Source organism: Pantoea sp. 18069, assembly GCF_902706035.1.
Lineage (GTDB): Bacteria > Pseudomonadota > Gammaproteobacteria > Burkholderiales > Burkholderiaceae_C > Comamonas.
Genome location: NZ_CACSJA010000001.1, coordinates 359,837 through 384,269, shown reverse-complemented (window position 1 = coordinate 384,269; position 24,433 = coordinate 359,837). Strand labels below are relative to the sequence as shown.

Annotated in this window: 26 protein-coding genes; 10 read left to right on the top strand and 16 right to left on the bottom strand. The window is 66.9% G+C overall.

What is annotated here, in order from left to right; all coding sequences use genetic code 11:
* Positions 1-42: 42 nt before the first annotated feature.
* From GVL12_RS01865 to GVL12_RS01825, 9 genes are read right to left on the bottom strand one after another with little or no spacing between them, the layout of a single operon-like run.
* The gene (locus GVL12_RS01865) at positions 43-459 is read right to left on the bottom strand and encodes an EscI/YscI/HrpB family type III secretion system inner rod protein (RefSeq protein WP_159910929.1); all 417 of its coding nucleotides are present in this window, start codon (positions 457-459) and stop codon (positions 43-45) included.
* 14 nt (positions 460-473) lie between these two features.
* A complete protein-coding gene (locus GVL12_RS01860) occupies positions 474-896 on the bottom strand; it encodes a M48 family metallopeptidase (protein WP_159910928.1) in 423 nt (140 codons plus the stop codon).
* Positions 883-1,368: a hypothetical protein gene (locus GVL12_RS01855; protein WP_159910927.1), complete on the bottom strand. Its 486-nt coding sequence runs from the start codon at positions 1,366-1,368 to the stop codon at positions 883-885. The genes GVL12_RS01860 and GVL12_RS01855 overlap by 14 nt, the downstream gene beginning before the upstream one ends.
* Before the next feature lie 12 nt (positions 1,369-1,380).
* Positions 1,381-2,685, bottom strand: coding sequence for a hypothetical protein (locus tag GVL12_RS01850; protein WP_159910926.1), 1,305 nt, complete (start codon positions 2,683-2,685; stop codon positions 1,381-1,383).
* Positions 2,686-2,703: 18 nt separating this feature from the next.
* On the bottom strand, positions 2,704-3,942 hold the full coding sequence (gene sctE / locus GVL12_RS01845) for a type III secretion system translocon subunit SctE (RefSeq protein ID WP_159910925.1): 1,239 nt from the start codon (positions 3,940-3,942) through the stop codon (positions 2,704-2,706).
* The gene (locus GVL12_RS01840; RefSeq protein WP_159910924.1) at positions 3,939-4,445 is read right to left on the bottom strand and encodes a SycD/LcrH family type III secretion system chaperone; all 507 of its coding nucleotides are present in this window, start codon (positions 4,443-4,445) and stop codon (positions 3,939-3,941) included. The genes sctE and GVL12_RS01840 overlap by 4 nt, the downstream gene beginning before the upstream one ends.
* Positions 4,446-4,454: 9 nt before the next feature.
* Positions 4,455-4,964, bottom strand: a complete 510-nt coding sequence (locus GVL12_RS01835; RefSeq protein WP_159910923.1) for a hypothetical protein — start codon at positions 4,962-4,964, stop codon at positions 4,455-4,457.
* A gap of 29 nt (positions 4,965-4,993) precedes the next feature.
* On the bottom strand, positions 4,994-5,881 hold the full coding sequence (locus GVL12_RS01830) for a hypothetical protein (protein WP_159910922.1): 888 nt from the start codon (positions 5,879-5,881) through the stop codon (positions 4,994-4,996).
* A gap of 36 nt (positions 5,882-5,917) precedes the next feature.
* Positions 5,918-6,217, bottom strand: coding sequence for a hypothetical protein (locus tag GVL12_RS01825; protein ID WP_159910921.1), 300 nt, complete (start codon positions 6,215-6,217; stop codon positions 5,918-5,920).
* Between the two features lie 190 nt (positions 6,218-6,407).
* Here GVL12_RS01825 and sctW point away from each other — a divergent pair, with 190 nt between their 5' ends.
* The 5 genes from sctW to sctV all read left to right on the top strand — a co-directional run bounded on the left by sctW (position 6,408) and on the right by sctV (position 10,971).
* On the top strand, positions 6,408-7,517 hold the full coding sequence (gene sctW / locus GVL12_RS01820) for a type III secretion system gatekeeper subunit SctW (RefSeq protein ID WP_159910920.1): 1,110 nt from the start codon (positions 6,408-6,410) through the stop codon (positions 7,515-7,517).
* A 1-nt stretch (position 7,518) separates the two neighbouring features.
* Positions 7,519-7,902 carry a hypothetical protein gene (locus GVL12_RS01815; RefSeq protein WP_159910919.1) on the top strand — a complete coding sequence of 128 codons (384 nt, stop codon included), beginning with the start codon at positions 7,519-7,521 and terminating at the stop codon, positions 7,900-7,902.
* Between the two features lie 127 nt (positions 7,903-8,029).
* Positions 8,030-8,431 carry a hypothetical protein gene (locus GVL12_RS01810; protein ID WP_159910918.1) on the top strand — a complete coding sequence of 134 codons (402 nt, stop codon included), beginning with the start codon at positions 8,030-8,032 and terminating at the stop codon, positions 8,429-8,431.
* A gap of 2 nt (positions 8,432-8,433) precedes the next feature.
* A complete protein-coding gene (locus tag GVL12_RS01805) occupies positions 8,434-8,844 on the top strand; it encodes a hypothetical protein (protein ID WP_200843420.1) in 411 nt (136 codons plus the stop codon).
* Positions 8,845-8,862: 18 nt separating this feature from the next.
* Positions 8,863-10,971, top strand: a complete 2,109-nt coding sequence (gene sctV / locus GVL12_RS01800; RefSeq protein WP_159910917.1) for a type III secretion system export apparatus subunit SctV — start codon at positions 8,863-8,865, stop codon at positions 10,969-10,971.
* Between the two features lie 20 nt (positions 10,972-10,991).
* Here sctV and GVL12_RS01795 read toward each other — a convergent pair whose 3' ends face one another.
* On the bottom strand, positions 10,992-11,324 hold the full coding sequence (locus GVL12_RS01795) for an STAS domain-containing protein (protein ID WP_159910916.1): 333 nt from the start codon (positions 11,322-11,324) through the stop codon (positions 10,992-10,994).
* Between the two features lie 137 nt (positions 11,325-11,461).
* Here GVL12_RS01795 and sctD point away from each other — a divergent pair, with 137 nt between their 5' ends.
* From sctD to GVL12_RS01780, 3 genes are read left to right on the top strand one after another with little or no spacing between them, the layout of a single operon-like run.
* Positions 11,462-12,895 carry a type III secretion system inner membrane ring subunit SctD gene (sctD, locus tag GVL12_RS01790; protein WP_159910915.1) on the top strand — a complete coding sequence of 478 codons (1,434 nt, stop codon included), beginning with the start codon at positions 11,462-11,464 and terminating at the stop codon, positions 12,893-12,895.
* Positions 12,892-13,224 carry an EscE/YscE/SsaE family type III secretion system needle protein co-chaperone gene (locus GVL12_RS01785; RefSeq protein ID WP_159910914.1) on the top strand — a complete coding sequence of 111 codons (333 nt, stop codon included), beginning with the start codon at positions 12,892-12,894 and terminating at the stop codon, positions 13,222-13,224. Before sctD ends, GVL12_RS01785 begins: the two co-directional genes overlap by 4 nt.
* Positions 13,225-13,237: 13 nt before the next feature.
* On the top strand, positions 13,238-13,477 hold the full coding sequence (locus tag GVL12_RS01780; RefSeq protein ID WP_159910913.1) for an EscF/YscF/HrpA family type III secretion system needle major subunit: 240 nt from the start codon (positions 13,238-13,240) through the stop codon (positions 13,475-13,477).
* A 105-nt stretch (positions 13,478-13,582) separates the two neighbouring features.
* Here the strand turns inward: GVL12_RS01780 and GVL12_RS01775 are convergent, their stop codons facing one another.
* Together GVL12_RS01775 and GVL12_RS01770 are read right to left on the bottom strand one after the other, a co-directional pair.
* Positions 13,583-14,683 carry an ABC transporter substrate-binding protein gene (locus GVL12_RS01775; RefSeq protein ID WP_159910912.1) on the bottom strand — a complete coding sequence of 367 codons (1,101 nt, stop codon included), beginning with the start codon at positions 14,681-14,683 and terminating at the stop codon, positions 13,583-13,585.
* Positions 14,680-17,172 carry an MFS transporter gene (locus GVL12_RS01770; protein WP_159910911.1) on the bottom strand — a complete coding sequence of 831 codons (2,493 nt, stop codon included), beginning with the start codon at positions 17,170-17,172 and terminating at the stop codon, positions 14,680-14,682. The genes GVL12_RS01775 and GVL12_RS01770 overlap by 4 nt, the downstream gene beginning before the upstream one ends.
* An 86-nt stretch (positions 17,173-17,258) precedes the next feature.
* Here GVL12_RS01770 and GVL12_RS01765 point away from each other — a divergent pair, with 86 nt between their 5' ends.
* Complete coding sequence (locus tag GVL12_RS01765; RefSeq protein ID WP_159910910.1) at positions 17,259-18,008, top strand: hypothetical protein; 750 nt, start codon at positions 17,259-17,261, stop codon at positions 18,006-18,008.
* Here GVL12_RS01765 and GVL12_RS01760 read toward each other — a convergent pair.
* The 3 genes from GVL12_RS01760 to GVL12_RS01750 are packed head-to-tail and all read right to left on the bottom strand — an operon-like array spanning position 17,987 to position 22,696.
* A complete protein-coding gene (locus tag GVL12_RS01760; RefSeq protein ID WP_159910909.1) occupies positions 17,987-20,014 on the bottom strand; it encodes a PP2C family protein-serine/threonine phosphatase in 2,028 nt (675 codons plus the stop codon). The genes GVL12_RS01765 and GVL12_RS01760 overlap by 22 nt on opposite strands.
* Positions 20,004-21,956 (bottom strand): hypothetical protein, encoded by a 1,953-nt coding sequence (locus GVL12_RS01755; protein ID WP_159910908.1) that lies wholly within the window; start codon positions 21,954-21,956, stop codon positions 20,004-20,006. Before GVL12_RS01755 ends, GVL12_RS01760 begins: the two co-directional genes overlap by 11 nt.
* Positions 21,953-22,696: a PDC sensor domain-containing protein gene (locus tag GVL12_RS01750; protein WP_159910907.1), complete on the bottom strand. Its 744-nt coding sequence runs from the start codon at positions 22,694-22,696 to the stop codon at positions 21,953-21,955. The genes GVL12_RS01755 and GVL12_RS01750 overlap by 4 nt, the downstream gene beginning before the upstream one ends.
* A gap of 85 nt (positions 22,697-22,781) precedes the next feature.
* On the opposite strand from GVL12_RS01750, the gene GVL12_RS01745 reads away from it, so the two are divergent.
* Positions 22,782-23,219: an ATP-binding protein gene (locus GVL12_RS01745; RefSeq protein WP_159910906.1), complete on the top strand. Its 438-nt coding sequence runs from the start codon at positions 22,782-22,784 to the stop codon at positions 23,217-23,219.
* A gap of 93 nt (positions 23,220-23,312) precedes the next feature.
* Here GVL12_RS01745 and GVL12_RS01740 read toward each other — a convergent pair whose 3' ends face one another.
* The gene (locus GVL12_RS01740) at positions 23,313-24,191 is read right to left on the bottom strand and encodes a hypothetical protein (RefSeq protein ID WP_159910905.1); all 879 of its coding nucleotides are present in this window, start codon (positions 24,189-24,191) and stop codon (positions 23,313-23,315) included.
* Between the last annotated feature and the right edge of the window lie 242 nt (positions 24,192-24,433).

The window sequence follows — 24,433 nt, the reverse complement described above, 5'->3', positions numbered from 1 at the left end:
GCAGCCCACTGCGCAGCCGTCGCGGCGCAGAAAATCGAAGGTTCATTGCACGCGTACCAGTTGGTCGAAGTTCTGGGTGGAGCGGCTGATGGCCTTGCCCACCAGGTCGTATTGCACCGAGGTCTGGGTCAGGTGCAGTTGCAGGCTCAGCATCTGCTGCATGTCCATGGAAGCACTGTCGGGACGCAGCGTTTCGGAGGCGCGCGTCCAGCTCTCGCGGAAGTCGTTGGATACGTTCTGCATGCCGTGCAGGACCCGGTCGCCAAAGCTCTGCGGAGCCATGGCCGTTGTCGCCAGGGCCGTCGTGCTGGCCGCGGCGGGCGCGACGGCTTCAGGCGCAGGGGCCTGCATCAAGGCCGCGAACTGCTGGACCGCGGCGGCGTTCGGCGCCGCCGCGGCGGGCGCTGCGGACAACGTGGGTTCCAGGCGTGTGGAGGCAAGGCCGGCAATGATTTCCATGGAATTCCCCTGGGTCAGATAGACAGGACGGGCGCTGGTCGCAATGCGGCATTGAGGTCTTCGCCCAGCAGCCGGGCCGCGAGCAGCGCGCCTTCGGATGCAGTGGCCGTGCGCGCGCGGCCCACGACCTGGCGCAGCACATAGGTGCTTTCGCTGCTGCGTCCGGCGAGTTGCAGTGCCAGGCCCTTGAAGGCCTCGAGCATGTCCGATTCGGGACCGTCCGGCAGGCGCACTGTGTGCAGCCGCTGCACCGCGTCGATGGCCCGTCCGGCGTTGAGCAGTGCCGTCGCCAGGCCGACGAAGGCAAAGGCGTGGTCGGGCCGCAGCAGCGCCAGCGCCTCGAAGATGCGCAGCGCGCGCGGCGCGTCGCCGCGTCCGGCGGCGAGGAAGCCGACCTGGGTCAACAGCTGGACATCGGGCGGTTCAGGCAACTGCATGGCTATCGAGCGCTTGCAGCAACAGGCCGGCGCGTGTGTGTTCGGTGAGATCGGCCGGAAGCCTGGCGAGCCGGCGCAACTGCAGCAGCAGCTCGCGTGCGACCTCGGGCGCATCCGCCTCGATCAAGGCTTCGGCCAGGGACAGGGCAATCGCACTGGATTCAGGCTGTACATACAAGGCCAGCGACAGCAGCTGGGTGGCCTGGATGGGGTCGTCATTGCGCATCGCGCACTGGGCCTTGGTGCGCAGGTAGTCGGGGTGGGTTGGCGCATACAGCAGCAGGAACGAAAGATAGGCGCTGGCCTGCTGCCACTGCCCGGCCTGCAGCATGGCGCAGGCCATTGCATAGATCGTTGTCTGGCTGGCCTCGCGCAGGCGGTTTGCGCTGGGCAACTGCTGCAGTTCGCGAATCTGGCCGGCGATGATGGCATCGAGCGCTGCCGCGATCGCGTTGGCGCAAGAGGGTGTCATGGCAAATGCTCCTTAACCCATGTTGCGCACGATGGCGCGGTTGGTGTCGTTCCTGGCCTGCTCGATCGACTCCATCTTCTGCAGCACGTCCTGCGCGATTTCCTTGGCGTTCTGGATCGCATCACTCGCGCGTGCGGATTGTGATTCATGCTCCTTGGCGCTGGATTCGTGGCGCTTGGCGCGCACATCGAACACCTCGGAGCCGAATTTCGTGCCTGCGATCGAGGTTTGTCCCAAGAATGCCTCGCCAAGCTTGCTTCTGACGTCCCACCAGTCCTTGATGCTGTCGGCCTTGGCATTGATTTCCTTGACTTCCTCGAACTTCGCCTGGGCCTCGGCTTTCTTGTCTTTTGCCTGCATGCGCTGGGCGCTGGCTTCGCTCTCCAGTTCTTCGGCTGTTGCGGCTTTTGCCGCAGGGGCCGCTTCCTTTGCCGCGGCCTGGGCCGTTTCGGTTTCCGCGCCAACGGCGGTGTTTGCTTCTTCACTGACGGAATCATCGGCCACGCGAGCGGCAGCGCTTTTTGCCGTATCGGCCGCGAGCTGCTCGTCGATGCTCTCCGGGGTGCTCTGCGCGACCCGCGTCTCGTCTGTCTCCATGGCCGTCTTGATTTCATCCTGGTTCAGGATTTCCCATTCGGCTTCGATTTGCGCCTGGTCCTTGGCAGCGGTTTCCTTCTCGATGGTGGCTGCCGTGTGATCGGCACCAGCCACCGCATCATTGGTCGAAGGGGCGGTTCCCGTGCGCGCGGCCTGGGCCTTCGACTCGAGCTCGGTTGCACTGGCGTTCAAGACCCTGGCTTCTTCCTGCAGTGCCTGGCCTTGCTTTTGCGGATCGACGCCTTTCGCCGCTTCGTTCGCCGCCTGAGCGCTCGAGTGCAACTGAACGCCTGCCATCATGGTCTGTACCGTGCCCTGGATAAGTCCCGCAGCCAGCCGGTAATTGGCCGCGGTCTTCATGTCGTCCGCGGATTTGACCAGCTCGTTGAACTGGGCCTTGAGTTCCATGTCACGCGCCAGCACATTGGCTTTGCGGATTTCCTGGGCGTTCTTGCGTACGACGGCAAGAATTGCCGACATGTCGAAAGGCATGTCGTCCATCACCTTTTTCAGATCTGCACTCACCTCCTGGGGCGACGCGTGCGTGCTTTCAGCGCGCCCGGCCGATGGGCCCTGTGTTTTGCCCATGGGGCTTTCTTCGCTCTGGTAATTGATGATGGTCGCGCTGTGCGGCGTCTTGACATCCGCGGCGGATTGCGTCGCCATGTTGCCGAGCTGGGCAGGGGGGCTATACGGTTTGCTATTGACGTTGACGTTCATGGAAGTCTTTCTGCTGCGTCAGGCCATCGAGTGCCCGAGGTTGGCGGCAATCTGCGACCGGTTCTCACCGGCCTGCATGATCATTTTGGAGACCTGTGACAGCGATTCCTGGATGTCCTTGACGATCTGGGTGATCTGTTCGCTGTCCTCTTCCATCAGTGCCTGCAGCTTGGCGATGATGGCGGAGAACTTCTGGCGGTCCACCTGGGCCGAGGCCGCGGCATGCTCGTCGAAAGATGCATCGATATCCAGGCCGGAAGAGGCGAGCGATCCCCCGGAGGAAACAATGGGAGCCGAGTGCTGCAAGATTTTCGAGATCTGCGAAACAGACTTCAGGGCCTCCTTGGCCGCATCGGTGCTGCCGGCCCCGGCGGTGGCCATGATCATCACCACCGCAATCGCAATGCTGGCGAGTGCGGTGACGGCGGCGCCGGTGACCGCCGCCCAGTTTTCGCTGCCACTGGAGATCTGAACAACGCCAGATGCGAGGCCACCCACGAGCTGTGCATCGAGCAAGACCGCGCCCGTGGCGACGCCCAGCGAGCCGGCCATGATCTTGCTCGCGGCCTCGAGCTTCTCCTCGGGAACGCCAAAGACCTTGAGCAAGGATTTGCAGGACCAGGTCATGGCCGCATTGAGGTCCGCGGGCGGGCCACCTGCGGCCTGGACGATCGACGAGGTCAGGCTGATGGAGGAGGCGACCAGGCCAATGACCGCGAGCGCGAGCAGCGGCGCACCTGCGCCAGCGGTGATGCCCGTGACGCCCGACAGCGCAACCACTGCCACCAGGCTGCCGACCACGGCACCGACCTGGGTTACCCAGCCGAAAATCTTCGAGGCCTTGCTTTTGGCGGCGGCACTTTCCCCCTTCTTGATCGCTTCCTCGAGCTTGTCGAGAGATTTCTTGTGTTCCTGCTCGAGCTTCTGGCGCGTGATGCCCAGTCCCTCCTTGGCCGTGCGCAGCTGGCCCTCCTGGGTTTTCATCTTCAGCGCCTGCAGTATCAGTACCAGCTCTTCGGGCGCAAATTGGCTCGTCACCGCGGCCAGGGCGGGTGCGCCGTGCCGGTTTGCAATCAGGAGTTCGCCACGATCTTTCGCGGACGGAGTGTTGGCCTGGCCCGCGAGGTGCTCGGTGGTTTGCGCGGGCAGCGCCTGCACGCCAAGCCCCTCGCCCGGCGTAGCGACGCCCGGCGCAGCGCTTTCCAGCGGCGCTGCGAAGGTGGTGTGGGGTTTGGTGATCGCGAGACCGTCGCTCATTGCGTGTGCTCCTTGCCTGTGGGCGCAGGCTGCGCGTCGTCTCCCGCGAGCAACTTCAGCAGGGCCTGGGCGCGTTGGCGCAGCGCCTCCCACTGGGGTTGCCGGCATTGGGCAATGACCAGCACCAAGGCTTCACGCGCCTGCTCCGGCATCTCCAGCGCGATGAAGCATTCCGCTGTATGGAAGGTCGGCAGCGGGTCCTCGAGGTCCAGCACGGAAGCGGTCGAGTAGTACTGGATGGCCTCCTGGTAGCGCTTGAGCATCTGCATGCAGGAGGCAAATGCATTCATGAAGCGCGGCTCCAGCGACTTGTGTGCCACCAGAAAACCAAAACACTTCGCGGCATCGAGGTAGCGCTGCTGGCTGTAGTGGTTGTGGCCCAGCGCGTACAGCGCCTCGTATTCGTCGTCGGTGTAGCCGAAAATCGTGCCCAGACCTCCGCCATGGCTCAGGAGTTCCAGTACTTGTGCGGGAAGATCGTCTGTGGAGGGAAGGGCGCTCATGGGAACTCCTCACATCTTTTGGGTGATGGTCATATTGAGGTCATGCATGCTCTTGAGGGTATTGGTCTGCAAAGTGACTGCTTCGTTGTACTTGTTCGAAGCGCTTTGCAGATGCAGCATGGCAATCTGCTGGGTATTGCTCAGAGAATCGACCCGCGACTTGAAGTTCTCGATGGCGGCGCCCAGTTCGCCCTTGTTGCCGACGCTGCCGGCATCGAAACCCATGGCTTTGGCGGATTTGGTGAACGCATCGAGTTCCGTTCCTTCGGGAATTCTGTCGGAGCTTTGTGCATCGGTTGCAAACTTTGCCATCAGCGATCGCGCCAGACTCATCAAGTCGTTGGTGTCGCGCATCTGGATATTTCTCTCTTGCACTTCCGAAACCTGATTTTTCAACGACGTTTCGAGATTGCCTATGCGCATGCTGTTGACGGTCAGCAACGCGGTTTGCAGATCCATGCTGGCAATTTCTGCACGGCCGATCTGTTGCAGGTTGTTGAGGCCTAAAGAAATACTCATGAATTCTCCATGCAGCGGTTGGATGGGGGTTATCGTGTATTGTTGGAAATTTGGGTATTCAAGTCGTGCTCCTTCTTGATCATATTGGTCCGCGTCTCGAATGTTTCGTTGTATTTGTTCGAGTAGTTCTGCAGACGCAGCATGTCCATCTGCTGGCTGTTGCTCAGCGAGTCGATCAGGGACTTGATGTTCTCAACCAGGGTGTTCAGATCGCCCTTGTTGTTGATATCCACTTCCATATTGGCTTGGCGGGCCGAATTTTTCAGATTTTCCAGCATGTTTCCGGCTTTTGTCTGGCTGTCCGGGATCTCCAAATTCTCTATTTTTGCTTTTTGAAAGTTGGTTTTGTCTTCTTTTGCTTTGGACAGTGTTTTATTTTCTGCTATGAATTCTTTTGCAAAATCTTCATAAGGCTGTTTCTTTGTAATAAGACCAGCTATATTGATAATTGATACAAAATCGGCATCTGAAAGAGATTTGCCAAATGCTTTTTCCGTAGATTCCTTTATTTTCCTTAAATTTCCTTCGGCGGTTTGTATGATGGCATCTTGAGCGCTGACGCCAGCCGCGTTGTTTTCGACCTGCTTCTTCTTGTGTGCTTCATTTTCTGTTTTCCATTCGTCTGTCTTTTTGATATTTCCTCTCTGGTCGTTGATTAAATCGGTGATTTTTTTTCCCGTGCCATCCTTTTCGCCAAACTGCGACGTCAGCTCGCGCGCGCTACTCAAGGTCGCATTGAGTTCGCTGATTTTCAGGTTGCGGTTCTGTATTTCCTTCAACTGGTCCTTGAGTTGGTCCTCAAGCAAGGCGGCACGCTGGCCCTGAACCAGCTGGATCGCGGTGCCCAGGTCCATGGCATCGAGATCGGCCTGGCTGATGAGGGTGATGGAGCTGAGGTCAACGGAAAGAGGGCCCATGGAGGACTTTCAGGCAAGGAGGAGCGCTAGCTGGCTTCAGACCATGAAGCGAGGGCGGCGCGTGGGTTTGGGGCTTTTGCTGGGCGCCGTCAATCCGGCGCGGGCCAGGTCCTCGCGGAACTGGTCCTCTATGTCCTGCTTGTCTTTCTCGAACGCCTCCCGGGCCTGGGCGTGCAGTTCGGGCGTGAGCTGCGCCTGCAGCGCTGCGCGCGTGCTATCGGGATCCAGCCCCAGGTCGCGGTACAGCGCATCGCCCGCATCGAGATCGCGTTGCACCTGATCGATCAGTGCCTGGGCCTGGGCCATGATGCTTTCGGGTGAGGTGTCGGCGGCCATCGGAAGTCCTTTGCGTTGCGGCAAAAAATGGGGTGGCAGCGCGCTGGCGCCCTGCCTTGTCCCCTTGAGTAACCGCACTGGCCATCTGGTTCCCACTGCGCGTGGGCTTTTCCTGGGATCGGGAACCGTCTGCCTGCCCGTGTTACTGACAGAAGCGGCGACGCGCGCATGTCATCCATTGGTAGGGGCCATGGCCAGAATTGAATCCTTCAACACATCCTCATCCGATGGCACGGGACTGCAAAGCCGTGCCCAGGGACAGACCCAGGCCGCGGTAGGGCAGTTCGCGGGCCAGCAGGTCCTCGTCGACGACGCTGACTCCATGCTGGCCGACGCGGCCGAGGAGATCAGCATGCACCACGCCGAGAAGGTGGAGTCCAGGCATTCTGCCGAGCGTCGCAAGGAGGGTCGGCGTTCGCTCGAGACGATCAGCGTCGAGGCCATCATGGCCTATATGGATGCGGCCAAGGCCTGTGACGAACAAGACCAACTGGCGTTGCTTGCCAGGCGCATGCTCTCAGGCCAGGGCGACCCGGCCCAACTGGCGCGCCAGGCGTTCGGCGAGCCCACGTCGCAGTTCATGGCATTGCATTACGCCTTGCAGCAAGGCGAGCGCGACGGGGTGGCAAGAGAGGTGCTCGAGGAACTGCGCGAGGTGCTGCAGGACCTCGAGATGGTCCAGGGCCCGGCAATACGCGCGGACATCAATACACAGGCAACGGCGGCCGAGGCCGGCGCGACCCGTGTGGACATCGCGCAGTTCCAGGCGGCCTATCGCGACGTGGTGCTGGGCGAGTCGTCGCTGGCGGGAACGCTCAAGCTGGCGCTGGAACGCTTTGGCGACCAGGATTTCGCGGTCGGATTGCAGCGCCTGACCCAGGCTCTCGGGCAGGACATTGCGGCGGCGCAGCCATCGTGTGCGCCGGCGCGTTTGCAGACGCTGCTGAGCGACCTGTTCCAGCTGGGCATCGTGGCCACGGTGCTCGATGGCTGCAAGACGCTGCAGACGATGCTGGCACAGAAATACCACATCGTCGGCATGTCACCCGTGGTGCTGATGTCCGGCCTGGTGGATCTGAGTGCCGAGAAATGGGCGTCCGCGCAGCGCTTCACCAGCCTGAGCGAGCGTTGCGGTGTGCGCGACGCCGAGCCCCAGGTCCAGTTCCTGACCGCCGTCAAGGGGCTGCTGCGCGATATGCCCGAGCGCGTGTTTGCGACCACCGAGCAGCGCCAGTCGGTGTTCAGCGCCGCGCAGGACGCGCTCGATGCGGCGATAGACCGCGAAGAGGAGGAGTACTGACATGGCGCAGCTGACACAGGTGTTGGCGGAGTTCGGCGAGGACATCGGCCTGCCCGCGCTCGCGCCGGGCCCGGGCGGGAGCCTGCAGCTGCGGCTGGCTTCGGGCGCGCTGCTGGGCGTGTCGACCCAGGGCGACGAGGTGGTGCTGCACCATGCCGAACCCGTGCCCTACGACCTCGCGGCGCTGGTGCTCAAGGCCATGCAGCGGGCAGCGCGCAGCGAGTGCGCCGCGGATCCGGTGCAGGTCGGCGTGCGCACCACCGCGCAGGGGCAGTGGCTGGTGGTGGGCACGCGCCTGCCGCTGGAGCGCTTCAGTGCGCGCGAAATGCACAGGCTGGCCGGCCATCTGCAGGCCTGGATTGCGCAGGCGCGGGGCATGGCCTGAAGCGCCAGGATGTGGCGGTTTTGCGCGCGCGCATGGAACTGTTGCGCCTGCGGGGTTACCTATGGAGCAGATGGAGAGCCCCGTGACCTCCATGCCCTCGCCGGAACTCCGCACCTGAAGGACGCCCATGTCAGACATCCGCTTCAACAGCCTGGTTTTCGACCGGGGCATTGAAAGCATCACGCACGCGCGCCATGAAACCGGGGCGGCCATGCCCGAGCGCGGCGACACGCCCCCGCCCGACATGGGCGTGCGCGCACAGCTTGACAACCTGCTGCAGGAAGCGTCAATGGATGACCGGCTGGACGCTGCGCTGCGCCCGCAACTGGAGAGCCGCGGCCTGCTGTCGCCGGGGCGGTTCCATGCGGCGCTGGGCGCGGCCCACCAACTGGTGCGCGAGGCCGCGCAGCAGCGGCCCGGCGAATCCGACGAGGCCCGGCGGCTGAACCGCGCCGCGCGGCTGCTGGGCGAGGAATCCAGCCTGCGTGAGCTGGTGCAGATGTACCGCAGCGCGCTCTACCAGGGCTGATGATGGCGGTGGAATCCCCCGATCTGGAGCCCGCCGCGCGCCCGGCGACGACGCCACAGGGCGCCGGCCGCCAGGAGGTCGAGTTCATGGACTTGCTGGCCTACATCTACCTGCAGCATGGCCTGCCCGACAAGGCGGCGGTGCTGCTGCTTGCGCGTGACCTGCTGGTGCCCGACGATGCGCGCGCGCTGCTGTCGCTGGCGCTGGCGCAGGTGCGCTCGGCCAAGCCCACGAAAGCCCTGCAGACGCTCGAGCGCCTGGCGATCCTGGGCGCGATGGGGGCCGAATTCCATCTGGTCAGGGCCCAGGCGCTGCAGGCGCTGGAGCAGCCTGAGGAGGCGGCAAGCGCGATGCGCGCCCATCTCGCCATGCTGACGATTCCCGTGCGGCTCGCACCGCTGACATCCGCCTGATTCTTGAACGGTCCCTTCATGTCGCAGTCTGTTGCCTTTGCCCGTTTGCAGCGTGCGGTCCAGCTGGCCACCAGCCGCAATGACCTGATCCTGGCGTTTTTCCTGGTGGCGGTCATCTTCATGATGATCCTGCCGCTGCCGACCTGGCTCGTGGATACGCTGATCGGCATCAACATGACGATCTCGGCGATCTTGCTGATGGTCGCGATGTATCTGCCGTCGCCGCTGGCCTTTTCGTCCTTTCCCTCGGTGCTGCTCGTGACCACGCTGTTTCGCCTGGGCATTTCCATCGCCACCACGCGGCTGATCCTGCTGCAGGGCGACGCGGGCCACATCATCGACACTTTCGGCAACTTCGTCGTCGGCGGCAATCTGGTGGTCGGCCTGGTGGTGTTCCTGATCCTGACCATCGTGCAGTTCGTGGTGATCACCAAGGGCGCCGAGCGCGTGGCCGAAGTCGCGGCGCGCTTCTCGCTCGACGCGATGCCCGGCAAGCAGATGTCGATCGACGGCGACATGCGCGCCGGCACCATCGACATGGAGGAGGCCAAGCGCCGCCGCGGCATCGTCGAGAAGGAAAGCCAGCTCTACGGCGCGATGGACGGGGCGATGAAGTTCGTCAAGGGCGATGCGATCGCGGGGCTGATCATCGTTGCCGTCAACCTGCTCGGCGGCATCGTGATCGGCACCATGCAGCGCGGCATGACGGCCGCCGACGCGGTCAAGACCTATTCGGTGCTGACCATAGGCGACGGCCTGATCGCACAGATCCCGGCGCTGTTCATCGCCATCTGCGCGGGCATGATCGTCACGCGCGTGCAGACCGGCGACGGCCCGTCCAACGTCGGCAAGGACATCGGCGCCCAGGTGCTGGCCCAGCCGCGCGCGCTGTTGATCGCGGCCGCCGTGGCGCTGGGCATGGGCATGATTCCGGGCATGCCGCTGCCGGTGTTCCTGGTGCTCGCGGTGGTGGTCGGCGGCATCGGTTTCGTCGTCATGCACGGCATGCGACGCGTGGTCGATGCCAAGACCGGCGAAGTGACCGAAGTACCGGCGATGCAGGCCGCGGGCGACAAGCAGTCCAAGCCCAGGAACGATGGCAGCGATGAGTTCGCGCCCACGGTGCCGCTGCTGATGGATGTGGCCGCGGCCCTGCAGACCAGCTTTGATTCCGCGGTGCTCAACGAGGAGCTGCTGAAGATCCGGCGCGCGCTGTATTTCGATCTCGGTGTGCCGTTTCCGGGCATCCAGCTGCGTTTCAACGCGGGGTTGCCGCCCGAGAGCTACAACCTGCTGCTGTCGGAGGTGCCGGTGTCACAGGGGCGGTTGCGCCCTGGCTATCTGCTGGTGCGCGAAACCGAAACCAACCTGAATGCGCTGCAGATCCGCTACGAAAGCGATCGCCCGTTCCTGCCGCACATTCCCACGCTGTGGGTCAGCGATACGCTGCGCGACACGCTGACCCGCGCGGGCATAGGCTTCATGGATACCAGCAAGGTACTGACCTACCACCTGGCCTTCGTGCTCAAGAAGTATTCGTCCGACTTCATCGGCATCCAGGAAACACGCTTCCTGCTCAGCGCGATGGAAGGGCGCTTCCCGGACCTGGTCAAGGAATCGACGCGCGTGCTGCCGATACAGAAGATCGCCGAAATCCTGCAGCGCCTGGTGTCGGAGGACATCTCGGTGCGCAATCTGCGCGCCATCCTCGAGTCGCTGATCGAGTGGGGCCAGAAGGAAAAGGATTCGGTGCTGCTGACCGAATACGTGCGCTCCACGCTCAAGCGCCACATCAGCAACAAGTACTCGAGCGGGAACAATGTGCTGCCGGCGTATCTGCTCGCGCCGGCGGTCGAGGACACGGTGCGCAGCGCGATCCGGCAGACGTCGGCGGGCAGTTATCTCGCGCTCGATCCGGCGGTGAGCAAGGCGCTCGTGGACAACATCAAGAAGACCGTCGGCGACATCGGTGCGAGCCAGCAGCGGCCGGTGCTGCTGACCTCGATGGATATCCGCCGCTACATGCGCAAGATGATAGAGCAGGACCTGTACGAGCTGCCCGTGCTTTCCTACCAGGAGCTCACGCAGGAGATCAATATCCAGCCGCTGGCAAGGGTGGACCTGTGAAGCCCGCCCCTGCGCTGCATTCAGACCTTGGTCACTCCTTCGTCGAGCGACTCGGCCACGGCGAACAGCGTGAGAAAGCCGCTCATGTCGAAGACGTCGCGCACCATGTCCTGCAGCGAGGCCAGCACGATCTTGCCCTTGCTCGCGCGCAGCTTCTTGCCGGCCAGCAGCACGACGCGCAGGCCCGCGGAGCTGATGTAGCTCAGGCCCGAGAAGTCGAGCACCAGGCGCTGGCAGCCGCCGTCAAGGTGCTCGGACAGCAGGTGTTCGAGCTCGGGAGAGTTGCTGCTGTCGAGCCGTCCCAGGGGGCGGAGGATGAGGATGTCGTCGCGGTGCTCGGTCTCGATATTCATGCGCGTAACCAATTCAATGAGGATGATGATTTTCTGACCCAATACGCGAATCGATTGTATGGAGTGCGCACCGGGTTGGGTAGCCCATTGCGCGGCGAAAACCGATATTGTTCGCAGGCCGGGGGCGAGGTGCGCGCATGAGGCACCACGACGCCCATCTCAGTGCCCGCCCGGTGCCCGCCGAGCCGCTGCCGGACATCGAGCTTCGCATCCTGTCCGGTTGCCACCAGGGCGCAAGCCTGGCCCTGGCCGCCGGCGAGCTGCTGCGCGTTGGCAGCGAGGGTGACTGCGAGGTGCTGCTCAGCGACTGCGGGCTGGACGCGGGTGCGCCGCTGCAGGTGTCGTGGCAGGGCGGGCGCTGGTTCGTGCTGTCGCCGCAAGACCAGGCGCAGGCCGGCGAGGACGGTGCGCCAGTGCCGCCCGGCTTTGCGCTGGGCGCGGCCGCGCTGCTCGGGCAGGTGCATGCCACGGTCTGCGCCGCGCATCTGGTCTGGACTGCGGTCGAGACGGCACTGGCGCTGCCCCCCGCGGACGCACCGGTGCCGCAGCCCGCGCACGAGGCGGCGCCTGCCGGCGCGCCGCAGGCCGCCGCGGCCCCGCCGCCCAGGCCGGCGCGGCGCGCTGCGCCGCCGCAGCGCCTGCGCCCGCTGGCCGCCGTCGGGGTGCTGGCCTTCGTGCTGCTGGGCGTGGGCTGGGCTGTCTGGCGCCATGCGCCCGCATCCGCGCAGGCCGACGCGGCCAGCGAAATGGCGGCCGCGTCGCAGCTGTCGCTGCAGGCGCAGGAAAAGGCGATCAAGGAAGCGACTTTGGCGATCGCGCTGGCCGACCCGGCGCTGCGCATGCGGGTCGTGGCCAACGCCTACGGCGGTGTCACGGTCAGCGGCTGGGTCGACAACGCCGAACAGTTCGACCGCCTGGCGCAAGCCCTGTCGAGCCTGCGCCCGCTGCCGCGGCTCGCGGTGCGCACCGCGCAGGAAGTATTCGATGTGCTGACGGATGTCGGATCGGCGCAGGGCCTGAGCCTGCGGTTTGCGCCTATGGGCGCGGGCAAGGTGCAGGTGCGCGGGGTGGTGGTCACGCCTGACATGCAGCAGCAGACGCTGGCGCAGCTGCGCGCACGCGCGCCCGAAGGCATAGAGATCATCGATGGCCTGCGCGTCGCATCGCAGCAAGGGCCGCAGGTGCTGCGCTGGCTGGGCGCGCAGGGCCTGACGGCCACCCAGGCCCATTGGGATGGCGAGCAACTGGTGCTGTCCGTGGAAGTCAGTCCCACGCAGCGCCCGCAGCTCGAACGCCTGCTCGCCGCGGCGCAGACGCCGCTCAGCGACGTGCCTTTTCTGCTGCGGATACAGGTCGTCAAGGAGCCGGCCGCGGCGCGCCGGCTCAGCTTGGACGAAGCCGGGTTGCCGTTCGCCATCCGTAGCGTGGTGGGTGGCGCGGCGCCCTATGTGGTGCTCGCCGATGGCGCCAAGCTGCAGCCCGGCGGTGCGCGCGCCGGCTGGCGGCTTGCCGCCATCGCGCCCGATCACCTGGTGTTTGACGGCCCGAAACGATTGGAGGTCAGCCGATGAAACTGTTATTGCCCGACGCCGTGGGGACGATGCGCCCCGATGCACTGAGCCCGCTCGAAGAGCGTCTGTCTGGCGCGAATGCGGCGCAGGCGCGCGAACAGACCCAGGTCCAGCTCCAGGGCCTGGAGCAGCGCGCGCGCGCGGGCATGGCGGCCGGCGTTGCGCCGGACCGCTACCGCGAACTGGCGGCGCTGCTCGATGCCTGTCTTGCTGCACAGGAGGTGCTCGAGCATTGTGCGCTGCCATTGTCAGCAACCGAAATGCGCGATTCCTCGCGCATGACCCCCCCGCCTGAACTAGGCAGCCGTTTCTCCCGCCAGGGAGCATGAAAGGAAATCGACCATGAATAACACCACCGGTCTGACGTTCAACGCGATCAGCAGCACGATCGCCCAGGTCACCTCCAGCCGCGAAGCCTCGCTCAAGGCAACGCTCAGCGAAATGGGTGACAGCCCCAGCACCGCCGACATGCTGAAAATGCAGCAGGAAGTCCAGCAGTGGAGCATGTTCACGCAGATCCAGAGCACCATCGTCAAGGAGCTTTCGGATGCGTTGAAGGGCGTGATCCAGAAGGCGGCATGAACTTCTGAGCCGCTGGTGCGGCCAGGGCTGCCCCGGCTGGCACCTCTGCGGCTGGCTCGCTGCGCGTAGCTGCCCTGCTTTCCGGCAGGGCCCTCACACCCCGGGTCAGCGCAGCGCCATCGACGGTGCGGGAATCACTTCGGCCACGTTCAGCAGCAGCATGGGCGGATACAGGTCCAGCGCCTGTGCCGTGGGAATGTTCACCAGCAGCGAAAAGCGCTGCAGCGTCGATGCCGCAATCGCGCTGACCGGCTTTTTCTCGACCAGGATCTGGCGCGCCATCGACCCGGCAAAACGGCCGACGTTGGTGTCGTTGGAAAACAGGCCGAACAGGCAGCCCGCGCGCCGCACTATGCTTTCCGTGGTGCAGAACGTCGGCAGTTGCTGGCGCAGCGCTGCCTGAGTGATCGCGTCGCGGTGGGTGAAGGCCAGGAAGGTGATGGGGCCGACATACAGCAGGTCGGCGCCGCGCGCCGCGATGTCGGCCACCAGCGGCGCGATCTGTGCGGGGTCGGGTGCCTGCTCGGCGTTCAGTCCGAGACTGGCTTCGATCACCTGCAGCCCCTGGCGCTGGGCCTGTGCCTGCAGGTTGCGCAGGATGGTCAGCGAGTTGGGTTCTGCCGGGTTGTGCAGATAGCCGATCCGGCGAAACGGCCGGTAGGCCTGGATGGCGTTGAACTGGATGTCGAGCGGCGCGACATGGCTGACGCCGGTGATGTTGCGCTCGGGCTGCAGCGGGTTCTTGATCAGCCCGGCGCTGACCGGGTCCGTGACTTCGGTGAACACGATGGGGGTGTTGCGCAACGGGTTGGCCGCGTTGCTTTCATCGTGGCGGCCGGCGAGCGCGAGGGACGTGGGCGTGCCCCAGGCGTAGACCAGGTCGGGGCGCAATGCCGCGACCTGCTGGCGCAGCGCCTGCTCCTCGAGCTTGTTGCCGGAGTAATGCACTTCGACGTAGCGCGCCGGGACATTCTCGCGTTCCAGGTAGCTGCGAAAGCCGGCTTCGGTGCTTTGCGGCGCGCGCGGCAACACCATCACGATGGTGAAGGGGCCCGCCGGTGCCGATGCGGCCACCGCCGGCATGGGCGTGTTCGCGCCGCCTGCGGGCGTCTGGGCCTGGGCGCTGCTGCCCAGCGCCAGCCACAGGCACAGCGCAGGGCAGGGCGAAGCACGCAGCAGGCGAGAAAGCAATGCGTTGGGTTTCATGGCGATCCGGGCAGAGGTGGAAGGGAAATGGAGGGGGCGGCGCCGCGCAGCGCGGGCAGCATGCCCAGCGTGACCGCGGCGAGGAACAGGCCGATGGCCCACATCGCTCCCGCGTAGCCAAAGGCCCAGACTGCCCAGGCCGTGGCGAAAGGTGCGGCGATGCTGCCCAGCCGCTCGAGCAGCCGGAAGGCGGCCAGCGCCTGCTCGGGGGTGGCGCGCTGTGGGCGATCGGCGTGGGGCTCGAAGAGTTCCGTGACCAGCGCCAGCTGGGGCGAGGACTGCAGCGCCTGCCCGAGGCCCAGCAGCGCGCAGCCGACGGCCATGCCGGGCACGCCGCCCAGGCCGGGCAAGGCCCAGCAGGCCAGCGCGCTGACCAGCCCGCCCGCGATCAGGAAGGGCGCGCGCTTGCCGCTCGCATCGGACCATTGCGCAAACCAGGAGGTGCTGGCCGCAAACACCAGGAAGTACAGCAGCAGCGCGCGTCCGGTCATGGCCGCGGGTTGTTGCAGCGCGCTCATCTGCAGCGGCACGACGACGGCCAGCAGCGTGACCGCGACCAGGCGTGCGGGCAGCGCCGCGCCGAAAATCACCGCCAGCGCGCGCGGGTTGCGCACGACGGCCGCATAGCCGCGCCATCCGCCCGTGGCCGAGCCGGCCGTGGCGGCGCGCGGCACCGGCGCCAGGCGCTGGCTGACGATCGCCGCGAACAGCATGCACAGCGCGCAGGCCGCAAATCCCGCCGCGGGGCCGGCCTGGGCGGCGATCATGCCGCCAAATGGCGGGCCGACGATGCCCGCGGCGACGATCGCACCCGCGATCTGCGTCATTCCGCGCGCGCGCTGCGCCGGCGGCGTGATGCGCACCAGCGCTGTCTGCGCGAGGATCAACGCCAGCCCATAGGCCATGCCCGCGAACGCGCGCAGCGCCACCAGCGTCAGCGCCGACTCGGCCGATCCCGTGGCCATGAGCGCCAGGCTGCCGACCAGTGCCGACAGCACCAGGCCCCAGCGCAGATCGATGCGCCGGGCCAGCGCCGGCCCCGCGGGCTGGGCCAGTGCCAGCGTCGCCATGAAGGCGGCGACGGGCAGGCCCGCGACCATGGTCGCACTCAACTGCAGGCCCAGCGGCGGCATGTCGATGGCGAACACCGTGAAGAACGGGCGCAGCAGCTCTTCGGACAGCGCGATCAGGAAGATGATGAAGCGCAGCCGCGTCATCTGCGCCGTGGCGTCGGGGCCCAGCGCGGCGGGTGCGGACGCCGGCGCCATGCGCCGCCGCAGCGCGGTCCAGCGCACGGCCGTCCCGCGCAAGGCCGCTGCGTATCGTGCGAAGCGCTGCGCCGCGAGCCCGGCCAGCGGGGAGCGCTGCCAGCGCCCGCGCGCGCATTCGAGCAGCAGCACCGCGGACACCACCAGCGCCAGCGCCAGGTCGAGCAGCATGCCGGCGAGCTGGCGGTCGACGTAATCGGTCGGGTAGCCGACCACCACGCGTGCGCCCTGTGGCGTCGCGGGGGACAGCCGCAGGTCCTGTGCCGCCGACGGGCCGCTGCCTTCGCCGCGGCCGCGCTGCTCGGTGGTGTGCAGTTCCTCGGCGGCGGCGTCGCGCAAGGCGAAATAGCCGAGTTCCGGGGCGCGCTGCAGCGCATCGTCGAACAGCGCGCGCATGCCCTGCAGCTGCGCCAGGGGGATGCCGTAATCGAGCGCGCGCGCGACCTGCTGGCCCAGGGCGTGCGCCATCGCATCGGCGTTCTCGGCAATCTGCTGCGCGACCAGCGGACGCGCCGTCTCGCGCGCGCTCCAGACCATGGCCAGGGGTGTCGCGGCGCAGACCAGCGCGGCAGACAGCGCGAGCCAGGCCGTGGTGCGCGTGCGCGCCGCGCCTTGCCACTGCAGGCCCAGGCGCCAGAGAGCCACCCAGACCAGTGCCAGCGTGAGCAGCAGCAACGGCGCTATCTGGCCCAGGATGCGCAGCGCGGCGGCGCGGGCCTGGGCCTGTGTCGTGCGCAGGTCGATGATGAGCCAGAGGTGGGCACTGGTCTGCCCGCTGGCATCGGCCAATGCCCGCCCGATATGCAACCGGGCGTTTTCGTTCTTGACCAGCGACGGCTGCGGCGGCGCCGCGGCCGCCAGCTGGCGCTGCCAGGAGGCGGGAATCGCACCCGCGCGCTGCGCGTCGCCGGCCTGCGCGATCACCGTGCCGTCGGCGGCCTGCAACTGCAGCGCGAGCAGCTGCGGCTCCTGCGCACCGAGTTGCTGCAGGCGGTCCAGCCAGGCGGTCTGCTGCGGCAGCGCGACGCCAAAGCGCATGCCGCGTTCGGCTTCCTGGCTGATCTGCTGGCTCAGGCGCAGCAGGCGCTGCTGCGACAGGTCGGTCAGCAACTGCTGCACGCGCCAGGTGATCAGCACCAGCGACAGGCCGAACAGCACGACGGCGCAGAGCGTGGAAAACAGCAGCGCTTCGCGTCCGAGGGTGCGTGCGGCGCTGCTCATGCGCCAGCCCCTGTTCTATAGTCGAGGCATATGCTGCCACTTGCCTGGCAGGCCCCTGTCCTCTTTGCTGGAGCTGTTGCTTGCCCATGAATCTGCCGCCCGCCTTCCCCGCTCCGGGCATCCTGGCGCAACTGCCAAGTGCCACTTTGCGGGCGTTGACGCCGGCGGATTTCGCCGCCTGGATGCAGTTGCGCAACGAAGTGCTCGCGGGGCTCGCCCACCCCGACCTCTATGTGCGCGAGGCCGACGAAGCCGCATTCTTTGCGCAGAACTCGCTGCCCCGGGGTGAGTGCATTGGCGTGTTTCTCGGCGAGGAACTCGTGGCCTACGCGATGCTCGGCATGCCGGCCGCGGGCGAGGACGGTCATCTGGGTGCCGTGGTCGGCATGCCCACGGGCCGCCAGGCGGGCGTGGCGCATCTGGCGAGCTGCATGGTGCGCGCTCCCTGGCGTGGAAACAAGTTGCAGGCCTTGCTGCTGCGGCTGCGCTGTGCGGTCGCCCAGGCCTATGACCGGCCGCTGTGCCTGGCCGTGGTGTCGCTGCACAACGCGGCGAGCCGGCACAACCTGCTCGCGCACGGCATGTGGATCGAATGGACGGGGGTGATCGACGGACTGCGCCGCCATGTGCTGCAGATCGACCTGCTCGGGCGCCAGCGCTGGGATCTGCAGGACAGCCGGCTGATCGCGGGCGACGACTTCGCGCAGCTGTGCGCCGCCGCGGCCAGCGGCTATGGGGGCGTGGCGGAAGTCGTCGATGGGGGGCGGCGCATGCTGCGCTTTGCGCGGCGGCTGCCCGATGCGATGCCGCCGGGTCATTGCGCGCCGCCCTTGTAGGTCAGGGCCACGACGGTGATGTCGTCGGCCTGGGCCGCACCGGCTTCGAAGTGCCGCACTTCCTCGACGATGCGCTCGGTCAGTTGTCGCGCCTCGCCCCGGCGGTCGGGCTGGGCCTTGAATGATTGCACCACCTGCAGCAGCCGCGCATCTCCGAACAGGGCGCTGTGCGCATCGGTGGCTTCGGTGACACCGTCGGTGTAAAGCAGCAGGCTGTCGCCCGCGCGCAGCTGCAGCGTGCCTTCGTGGTATTGCTGGTCTTCGAGCACGGCCAGGCCCATGTTGCGGCCCTTGGGAAAAAACTGCGCTATTCCCTGCTGTACCAGGATGGGCGGGTTGTGGCCCGCATTCACGTAGGTCAGCTGGCCGCTGGACAGCTGCAGCACCGCATAGAACACCGTGACGAACATCATCTGGTCGTTCTCGGTGCACAGCTGGTCGTTGAGCGCGGCAATGGTCGCGCCCGGCGTGCGCAGGAACAGGCCGTTGCTCTTGAGCAGGGTGCGCGAGATGGCCATGAAGAAGGCCGCGGGCACGCCCTTGCCCGACACGTCGGCGATCACGATGGCCAGGTGGTCGTCGTCGATCGCGAAGTAGTCGTAGAAGTCGCCGCCGATTTCCTTGGCCGCGATCATCGTCGCGGCAATTTCGATCTCGGGCCGGTTCGGCGTCTGGCGCGGAAGAATCGACAGCTGCATCTCGCGCGCGATCTCCAGCTCCTGCTGCAGGCTGGCGAGCATCGCCTGGGTCTGGACCGAGGCCTGCACTTCGCGCAGCAGCTTGAGCAGCCGGTTTTGCTGGGTGCTGACCAGGCCCGACATCCGGCCCAGGATGCCGGCCAGGTCGGCGAGCCCGTTCGGCGCCTCGCCCGGCGCCGGCGTGCCGGCGCCGCCCTGCGAGCCCAGGGCCAGCAGGATTTCCTCGCGCGATGCGGGGTCCAGGCTATCGGCCAGGCTGCGCAACTGGTCGCGGATCAGGCGTTCCTGCTGGCGCCGGGTGCGCACGCGTTCCTGGCGCAGGGTCTCGAGGCTCAGCAGTTCGGAGCGGATCTGCAGCACGCCGCGCGCAACGCTGCCCGACTCGTCCTGCGCATCCTCTTCGCCCGCATACAGCGCGACGTCGGTCTGTCCCTGGGCCAGCGATTGCAATACCTGTACGTTGCGCGCCAGCGGATCCAGCGCATGGCGCAGGAACAGGAAAAGCCCGCCCATGACCAGCAACAGCACCGCGCCGGCCTGCAGGGCCACGCGCTGTGCAAACAGGCGGTCCTGCAGCACGTCGGCGGATACCGGCCGGCTCCAGACCAGGCTGCCGATCACGCCGCCGCTGGCGCCGGCCAGGGGCTGGCTGACGAGTTGCAGCGCGGGCTGTCCGGCCAGCCGCGGATCGCCGGCGGCCAGCGTCAGCACCTGCGCGTCGCGCACCGGCACCACGACCTGGCCGAAAAAGTGCTCGTCTGCCGAAATGCCGGCCACCGGATTCCCGCGCATGTTGAGGATGTGGAACGGGCCTGCCAGGCGTTGTGCGAGCGCGGGCACAACCGCGACGGCGTCCTGGCTCAGCACCAGCACCTGCGGGCCGACGCGCGTGCGCTGCAGCCAGCTGTACTCGCGTGCCGACAGTTGGTGCAGGCCGTGCGCGGGCGGCGCGGCAGCGAACGGATCGAGCAGCGGCTCGGGATCGGCTCCTGCGGCGGTCGTGGCCAGCCTTTGCGCATTCTCGTCAAACAGGTCGATGCGCAGGCCGGGGTGGTTTTTCGCCATGGCGTGCATGCGCTGCTCGAGCGCGCGCGCCGGGCCGTCGCCCAGCTGCGCGGCAAGGCGCTGCAGCGCGGCTATCTGCTGCCCTTGCCATTGCTCCCAGGCGTAGGCCTGGGTCTGCAGCAGCAGGCGTGCCTGTTGCTGCTGGGCATATGCCAGGGTCTGCCAGACCAGCGCCGCGCACAGCAGACCCAGGCAGGCAATGCCCAGGGCCAGTGCGCAGAAAATACGTGATCTAAGCGACATGGGTGCCTCTCGGTTGTGCCGCGGCCAGCAGGGCCAGCAGCAGCAACGCCAGAACCGGCAGCCAGCCCTGCAGGCCCAGCAGGATGGCGACTGCGCTCAGCCCGGTCCCGAGCGCACTGCCCAGCAGCAGCCGCAGGCTGGTCGCGGCCTGCGGCGCCTGCGCGGCCTGGGCCAGGCCCTTGGCGAGCAGCAGCCCCAGCAGCACGCCCTGCAGCAGAGGCTGCAGCCATTCGAGTCCTATGGGCCAGGGCATGGGCGATCCGGCGGCAAGCAGCAATGCGAGCGCGACCAGCGCCATGGTGCGCCCGCGCCATGGCGACCGCGGGGCGGGCGCGCCCTGGCGCGGCCGGGGCCCTTGCCGCCAGCACCAGACCAGTGCCAGCCCGACCCCCAGCGCGCATTGCTGCAGCAGGGCCGCCGGCGCGCTCGTGCCGGACAGTGCAAGACCCGGCAGCAGCGGGCCGGCCACCAGTCCTGCGGCAAGGCCCAGCAAGCCCCAGCGCCACATGGGTTCGCCAGCGCGCGGCGCGGCCGCCATGCGCACCCGCCAGGGGCTGTGGGCCACATCCCAGCGCGTCGCAAAAAACAGCCCGCAGAGCATGGGCAGCAGCAGCGCCGGCACGGCCCAGGCCGGGCGCAGCGCCGCATGGGCGTAATAGCCGAGCGCGGGCGCCAGCCACAGCAAGCCGCCCCACCAGGCGAGCAGCGCGGCGCCGGGAATGCCGGGCTGGGCATGGGCGAACCCGGGGTGTGCATCGGGGTGGGTCTGGGCGCGCGTGCAGGCGGCCATCGCGGCGCCGGCGAAAGCGCCGTTCCAGGCCGCGATCCAGCCGGGGTGCGGATGGCTGTCCAGCAGCATCGCCAGCGGCGCCAGCAGCAGCGCGGCATGGCTCAGGACCAGCAGGCTGAGCGTGGCCATGCGCAGCCGCGCGGCCAGCTTCCAGCCCGCCGTCGCTGCGAGCACGAGCACGCCCAGGCAGGCGGCCGGCAGCGCCTGCTGCCAAGGGCCCGGGCTGTCGCCGGCATGCGCGAACACGCGCAGCGCATAGGTCAACGGCGCGAGCGCGCCAAGGCACAGCAGCAAGCCCATCCACAGCGACTGGACCTGGACGGCGACGAGCCGGACGATGGCCGGTTCGGCGTCGGCGAAGCGGTCGTGGCCTTCAATTTGCAGCAGCACCTGGTCGAGGTAGTCGCGCCGCAACTGCTGTGGTTCGGTGCGCCGCAGCGAGCCGATCAGCAGGCGCATGCGCGTGACGCGCTCGTGCACGCGGCGCATCGCATGCGCGACTTCCTGCACGCGCAGGTCAAACGGCTTGCGTTGCGGCAGGACCAGCAGCTGGCGGTAGTCGCCACGCGCCGCCCAGCGCGCGATCATGCGCATGCCATGGTTGCGCAGCCAGGGGCCCGGGGCGCAGGCGAAGAGGGCGCCGAGGTAGGCCAGCGCGCTGACCAGCAGCACCGCGGGAACGAGCAGCGCCAGACGCTCGCCCAGCCCCTGCAGGCTGCCGTTGTACAGCTGCACACGCACGCGCGCCTGCGGTATGCCGGCGGGCGCGATATCGGCGCTGCCGGCGCTGATATCACGCGCGGAAGGCGCGGTCTGCGCATGGCTGCTCCAGAGCAATCGACCATCGAGGTCATGCACCGCGATGCGCGTGACTTCGGGATGGCTCCTGTGCCAGCGCTCGAAAAATTCCGCCACCCCCACGAGCTTGTCCAAAGGAATGCCGGCGGCGGTGCCATGCGCAAGACGCTGGGCTATGGATTGCGCCATCAGCTGCGCGCGCGTTTGCGCCGCCTGTTCGCGCACCGCCTGCATCTGGCTGTGATGGATGTGCGACAGAAAGGCCGCGGCCAAGGCCAGCAGCACGGCTGCCGCGCAGCCCAGCTGTACCGCGGTCCATTCACGCGCACTTCGCCTGGCGTGTCTGCGTATCATTCGATGCGCTCCACGGCGTCCAGCCGTTGCGAACCGTCGTCCAGCCTCCGGCCCGTGGCCGCGAGCTGCGCATCGATCTGCGCGAGCCGGCCGAGCGACTGCGCCTGCCGCAGCCGACGCTGGGGGGCCGTGGCCAGCCAGATCGCGGCCATGCCGGCCAGGGCCGTGGCCAGCAGGCCGAGCAGCAGCGCAGGCGTCAGTATCGGGTCGGAAAGGTAGTCGGTTGCACGCGAGGCATAGGTTGCGCTCACATGGCCCGCGGTCTCGCCAAACGGGGTGCGCATATCGACGCCCATCATCGGCGTCGACTCTATCAGCGCGTGCCAGGGCCGGTGCCGCGCGGCGCCCTGCAGCGCCGCAGCCTGCGCGAGCGGCGGCAGGGGCTCGCCCACGGTGCCGCGGTCGGTGCTGAAAAGTGCGCGGCCGTCCTGGTCCAGTACGTCCAGGCTGTAGAGCTGCGGGTCCTTCTGCAGATGGCTCTCGAGCAAGTCCTGGATGCGCGGGGTGTGCTGCAGCTCCGTTCCCAGCGACAGCTCGCCTTCGAGCTCGTCCTTGATCTCGAGCAGCGTGAGTTCGAGCTGCGCGCGCTCCATGGTCTGCAGCTCCTGCTGGCGCCAATGGTCGAGCAATCCTGCAATCAGCAGCACGCCGCTGAGCACGATCAGCAGCCACAGGCCGCCGACTTCGAGCAGGGGGCCGGCAAAGGCCCGCGGGGGGGTGTTGGGTGTGCGGGTGCTCATGTCACAATAATCAGACAACGGCGCAACGCCACCCGGCTGGCCCTGCGCTTCTCGTATCGAACAGCCCCTGATTCAACGGTCGCTTATGAAGAATCCCGTTTCCTTGAGGTGTGATCTGCATGGCACGGTCCAGGAATTGCCGGCTTTTTTTGAGCGGCTCGAAGCCTGGGCGGATGCATCGGGCGTTCCTCCGGGCCCGGCCGCTAGGCTGGGCCTGATGCTGGACGAGTGGCTGACCAATGTGGCCATGCATGCCTATGGGAGCCAGGGCGGTCCGGTGTCTGTGCAGGTTGATTTCCTGCCGCCGGAGATTTTGCAGTGCGTGGTCCGCGACCGAGGTCCGGCCTTTGATCCGACAGGCATTGAGGAGCCTGATGTGGGCGTTTGCCTGGATGATCGCGAAATAGGGGGATTGGGCATTCATTTCGTGCGCAGGCTGGCCCATCACTTTTCCTACCGCCGGGACGGCGATTGCAACGAGGTGACGCTGGGTCCTTCTTTGCTGAGTAACAGCAACCGGTGAATAGTTTCCACTGCGGCAAAGAAATCACCATGGGCTGCCCGGGAGCGAGGCCCAGGCCCCGGCAGCGCGCCAGCGCCGGGACCCGGCTTGCATTCAGGCCACGGCCCGGTCCGCGCCCTGTGCCTGCCAGCAGCCGCTGACCAGTCCTTCGGGTTTGCGCGCCGCGCGCACCGTCGCGCAGTCTTCCCAGGCGTCCATCTGCACGCTCAGGCCCGCATACACGCCGTAGCCCGGGCCGGCGCAGATGTCGCCTTGCGCCTGCAGCGTTTCACCGGCCTTGATCGCGCCCGCGGCGACGATGGCGCCGCGCGCGCGAATGCCCCAGTCGGCCTGCAGGTGCTTGCCGCAGTGCACGTCGCCGCCGGCGTCTATGCCATGGCTCGCGTGGATATTGCCCAGCGCGGTCAGCGCGCCGCCGCTGCGCAGGCTCTTGGCGCAGCGGATGTCGCCCGCGACCAGCAGCTCCTGGCCGATCTGGCCCTCGCCGCTCAGCGTCAGATCGCCCTGGCAGTCCAGGCCCCAGCCCGTGCGCAGCTTCTCACAGGCCAGGCCGCCCTGGGTCTCTATGCTCCACGCGGCCTTGACGGTGCCGCCGGCCTGCAGCGCGCCGCCGCAGAAGATCGCGCCGCCGCTCAGGATGTCTTCGCCCGCTTCGAGCCGCGCGGCGCGTATGCCCGCGCCCACCTGCAGGCTGCGGCCCACGCGCAGCACGCCCGCGACGCGCACGTCGCCATGGACGATGACGCTGCCCGCGAACACCAGGGCCTCGGCTTCCAGGTGATCGAGGTGCAGTTCGGCATCGGTGGCGCCGAACTGCGACAGCAGCCAGCAGGCGTCTTCTATGCGCCCGTCGCGCACCAGGTTGTCGAGCAGCAACTGGTAGTCGCGGCCCTCGTGCTGGTGGCGAATGAACCAGCGAAACCCTGCGGCGCAGGGGCTCTTGGCTTTGAGAAAATCTTTGGAGAATTCCATGACGGTCCGCAAACAGTGGCGCGCAGTGCGTGCAGCGCTGCGCCAACGTGCAGCCAGGAAAGAACCCGGGTGGTTTTCAACAATCCTGGCGTGCTCCATGCAAAGGAGCTTGCAGCGCAAGCCCCTGTGGGGCCGTGCGGGAAGTCAGGCGGCCTGTGCCGTGGCCTGGACTTTCCGCACGGCGGCGGAAAGCAGGGCCGTAAAGCCGCAAAGGCTGATGAAGGCTGTGGGAACGCCGGTGT

Bases quoted from the DNA above. Each gene is read 5' to 3' on its own strand.
- sctD (WP_159910915.1), top strand. From the start codon at position 11,462: ATGAGGCACCACGACGCCCATCTCAGTGCCCGCCCGGTGCCCGCCGAG.
- GVL12_RS01805 (WP_200843420.1), top strand. From the start codon at position 8,434: ATGGCGGTGGAATCCCCCGATCTGGAGCCCGCCGCGCGCCCGGCGACG.
- GVL12_RS01860 (WP_159910928.1), bottom strand. From the start codon at position 896: ATGCAGTTGCCTGAACCGCCCGATGTCCAGCTGTTGACCCAGGTCGGC.
- GVL12_RS01785 (WP_159910914.1), top strand. From the start codon at position 12,892: ATGAAACTGTTATTGCCCGACGCCGTGGGGACGATGCGCCCCGATGCA.
- GVL12_RS01855 (WP_159910927.1), bottom strand. From the start codon at position 1,368: ATGACACCCTCTTGCGCCAACGCGATCGCGGCAGCGCTCGATGCCATC.
- GVL12_RS01865 (WP_159910929.1), bottom strand. From the start codon at position 459: ATGGAAATCATTGCCGGCCTTGCCTCCACACGCCTGGAACCCACGTTG.
- GVL12_RS01755 (WP_159910908.1), bottom strand. From the start codon at position 21,956: ATGATACGCAGACACGCCAGGCGAAGTGCGCGTGAATGGACCGCGGTA.
- GVL12_RS01770 (WP_159910911.1), bottom strand. From the start codon at position 17,172: ATGAGCAGCGCCGCACGCACCCTCGGACGCGAAGCGCTGCTGTTTTCC.
- GVL12_RS01830 (WP_159910922.1), bottom strand. From the start codon at position 5,881: ATGGGCCCTCTTTCCGTTGACCTCAGCTCCATCACCCTCATCAGCCAG.
- sctW (WP_159910920.1), top strand. From the start codon at position 6,408: ATGGCCAGAATTGAATCCTTCAACACATCCTCATCCGATGGCACGGGA.
- GVL12_RS01810 (WP_159910918.1), top strand. From the start codon at position 8,030: ATGTCAGACATCCGCTTCAACAGCCTGGTTTTCGACCGGGGCATTGAA.
- GVL12_RS01850 (WP_159910926.1), bottom strand. From the start codon at position 2,685: ATGAACGTCAACGTCAATAGCAAACCGTATAGCCCCCCTGCCCAGCTC.
- GVL12_RS01775 (WP_159910912.1), bottom strand. From the start codon at position 14,683: ATGAAACCCAACGCATTGCTTTCTCGCCTGCTGCGTGCTTCGCCCTGC.
- GVL12_RS01840 (WP_159910924.1), bottom strand. From the start codon at position 4,445: ATGAGCGCCCTTCCCTCCACAGACGATCTTCCCGCACAAGTACTGGAA.
- GVL12_RS01740 (WP_159910905.1), bottom strand. From the start codon at position 24,191: ATGGAATTCTCCAAAGATTTTCTCAAAGCCAAGAGCCCCTGCGCCGCA.
- GVL12_RS01760 (WP_159910909.1), bottom strand. From the start codon at position 20,014: ATGTCGCTTAGATCACGTATTTTCTGCGCACTGGCCCTGGGCATTGCC.
- GVL12_RS01765 (WP_159910910.1), top strand. From the start codon at position 17,259: ATGAATCTGCCGCCCGCCTTCCCCGCTCCGGGCATCCTGGCGCAACTG.
- sctV (WP_159910917.1), top strand. From the start codon at position 8,863: ATGTCGCAGTCTGTTGCCTTTGCCCGTTTGCAGCGTGCGGTCCAGCTG.
- GVL12_RS01815 (WP_159910919.1), top strand. From the start codon at position 7,519: ATGGCGCAGCTGACACAGGTGTTGGCGGAGTTCGGCGAGGACATCGGC.
- GVL12_RS01835 (WP_159910923.1), bottom strand. From the start codon at position 4,964: ATGAGTATTTCTTTAGGCCTCAACAACCTGCAACAGATCGGCCGTGCA.
- sctE (WP_159910925.1), bottom strand. From the start codon at position 3,942: ATGAGCGACGGTCTCGCGATCACCAAACCCCACACCACCTTCGCAGCG.
- GVL12_RS01825 (WP_159910921.1), bottom strand. From the start codon at position 6,217: ATGGCCGCCGACACCTCACCCGAAAGCATCATGGCCCAGGCCCAGGCA.
- GVL12_RS01745 (WP_159910906.1), top strand. From the start codon at position 22,782: ATGAAGAATCCCGTTTCCTTGAGGTGTGATCTGCATGGCACGGTCCAG.
- GVL12_RS01780 (WP_159910913.1), top strand. From the start codon at position 13,238: ATGAATAACACCACCGGTCTGACGTTCAACGCGATCAGCAGCACGATC.
- GVL12_RS01750 (WP_159910907.1), bottom strand. From the start codon at position 22,696: ATGAGCACCCGCACACCCAACACCCCCCCGCGGGCCTTTGCCGGCCCC.
- GVL12_RS01795 (WP_159910916.1), bottom strand. From the start codon at position 11,324: ATGAATATCGAGACCGAGCACCGCGACGACATCCTCATCCTCCGCCCC.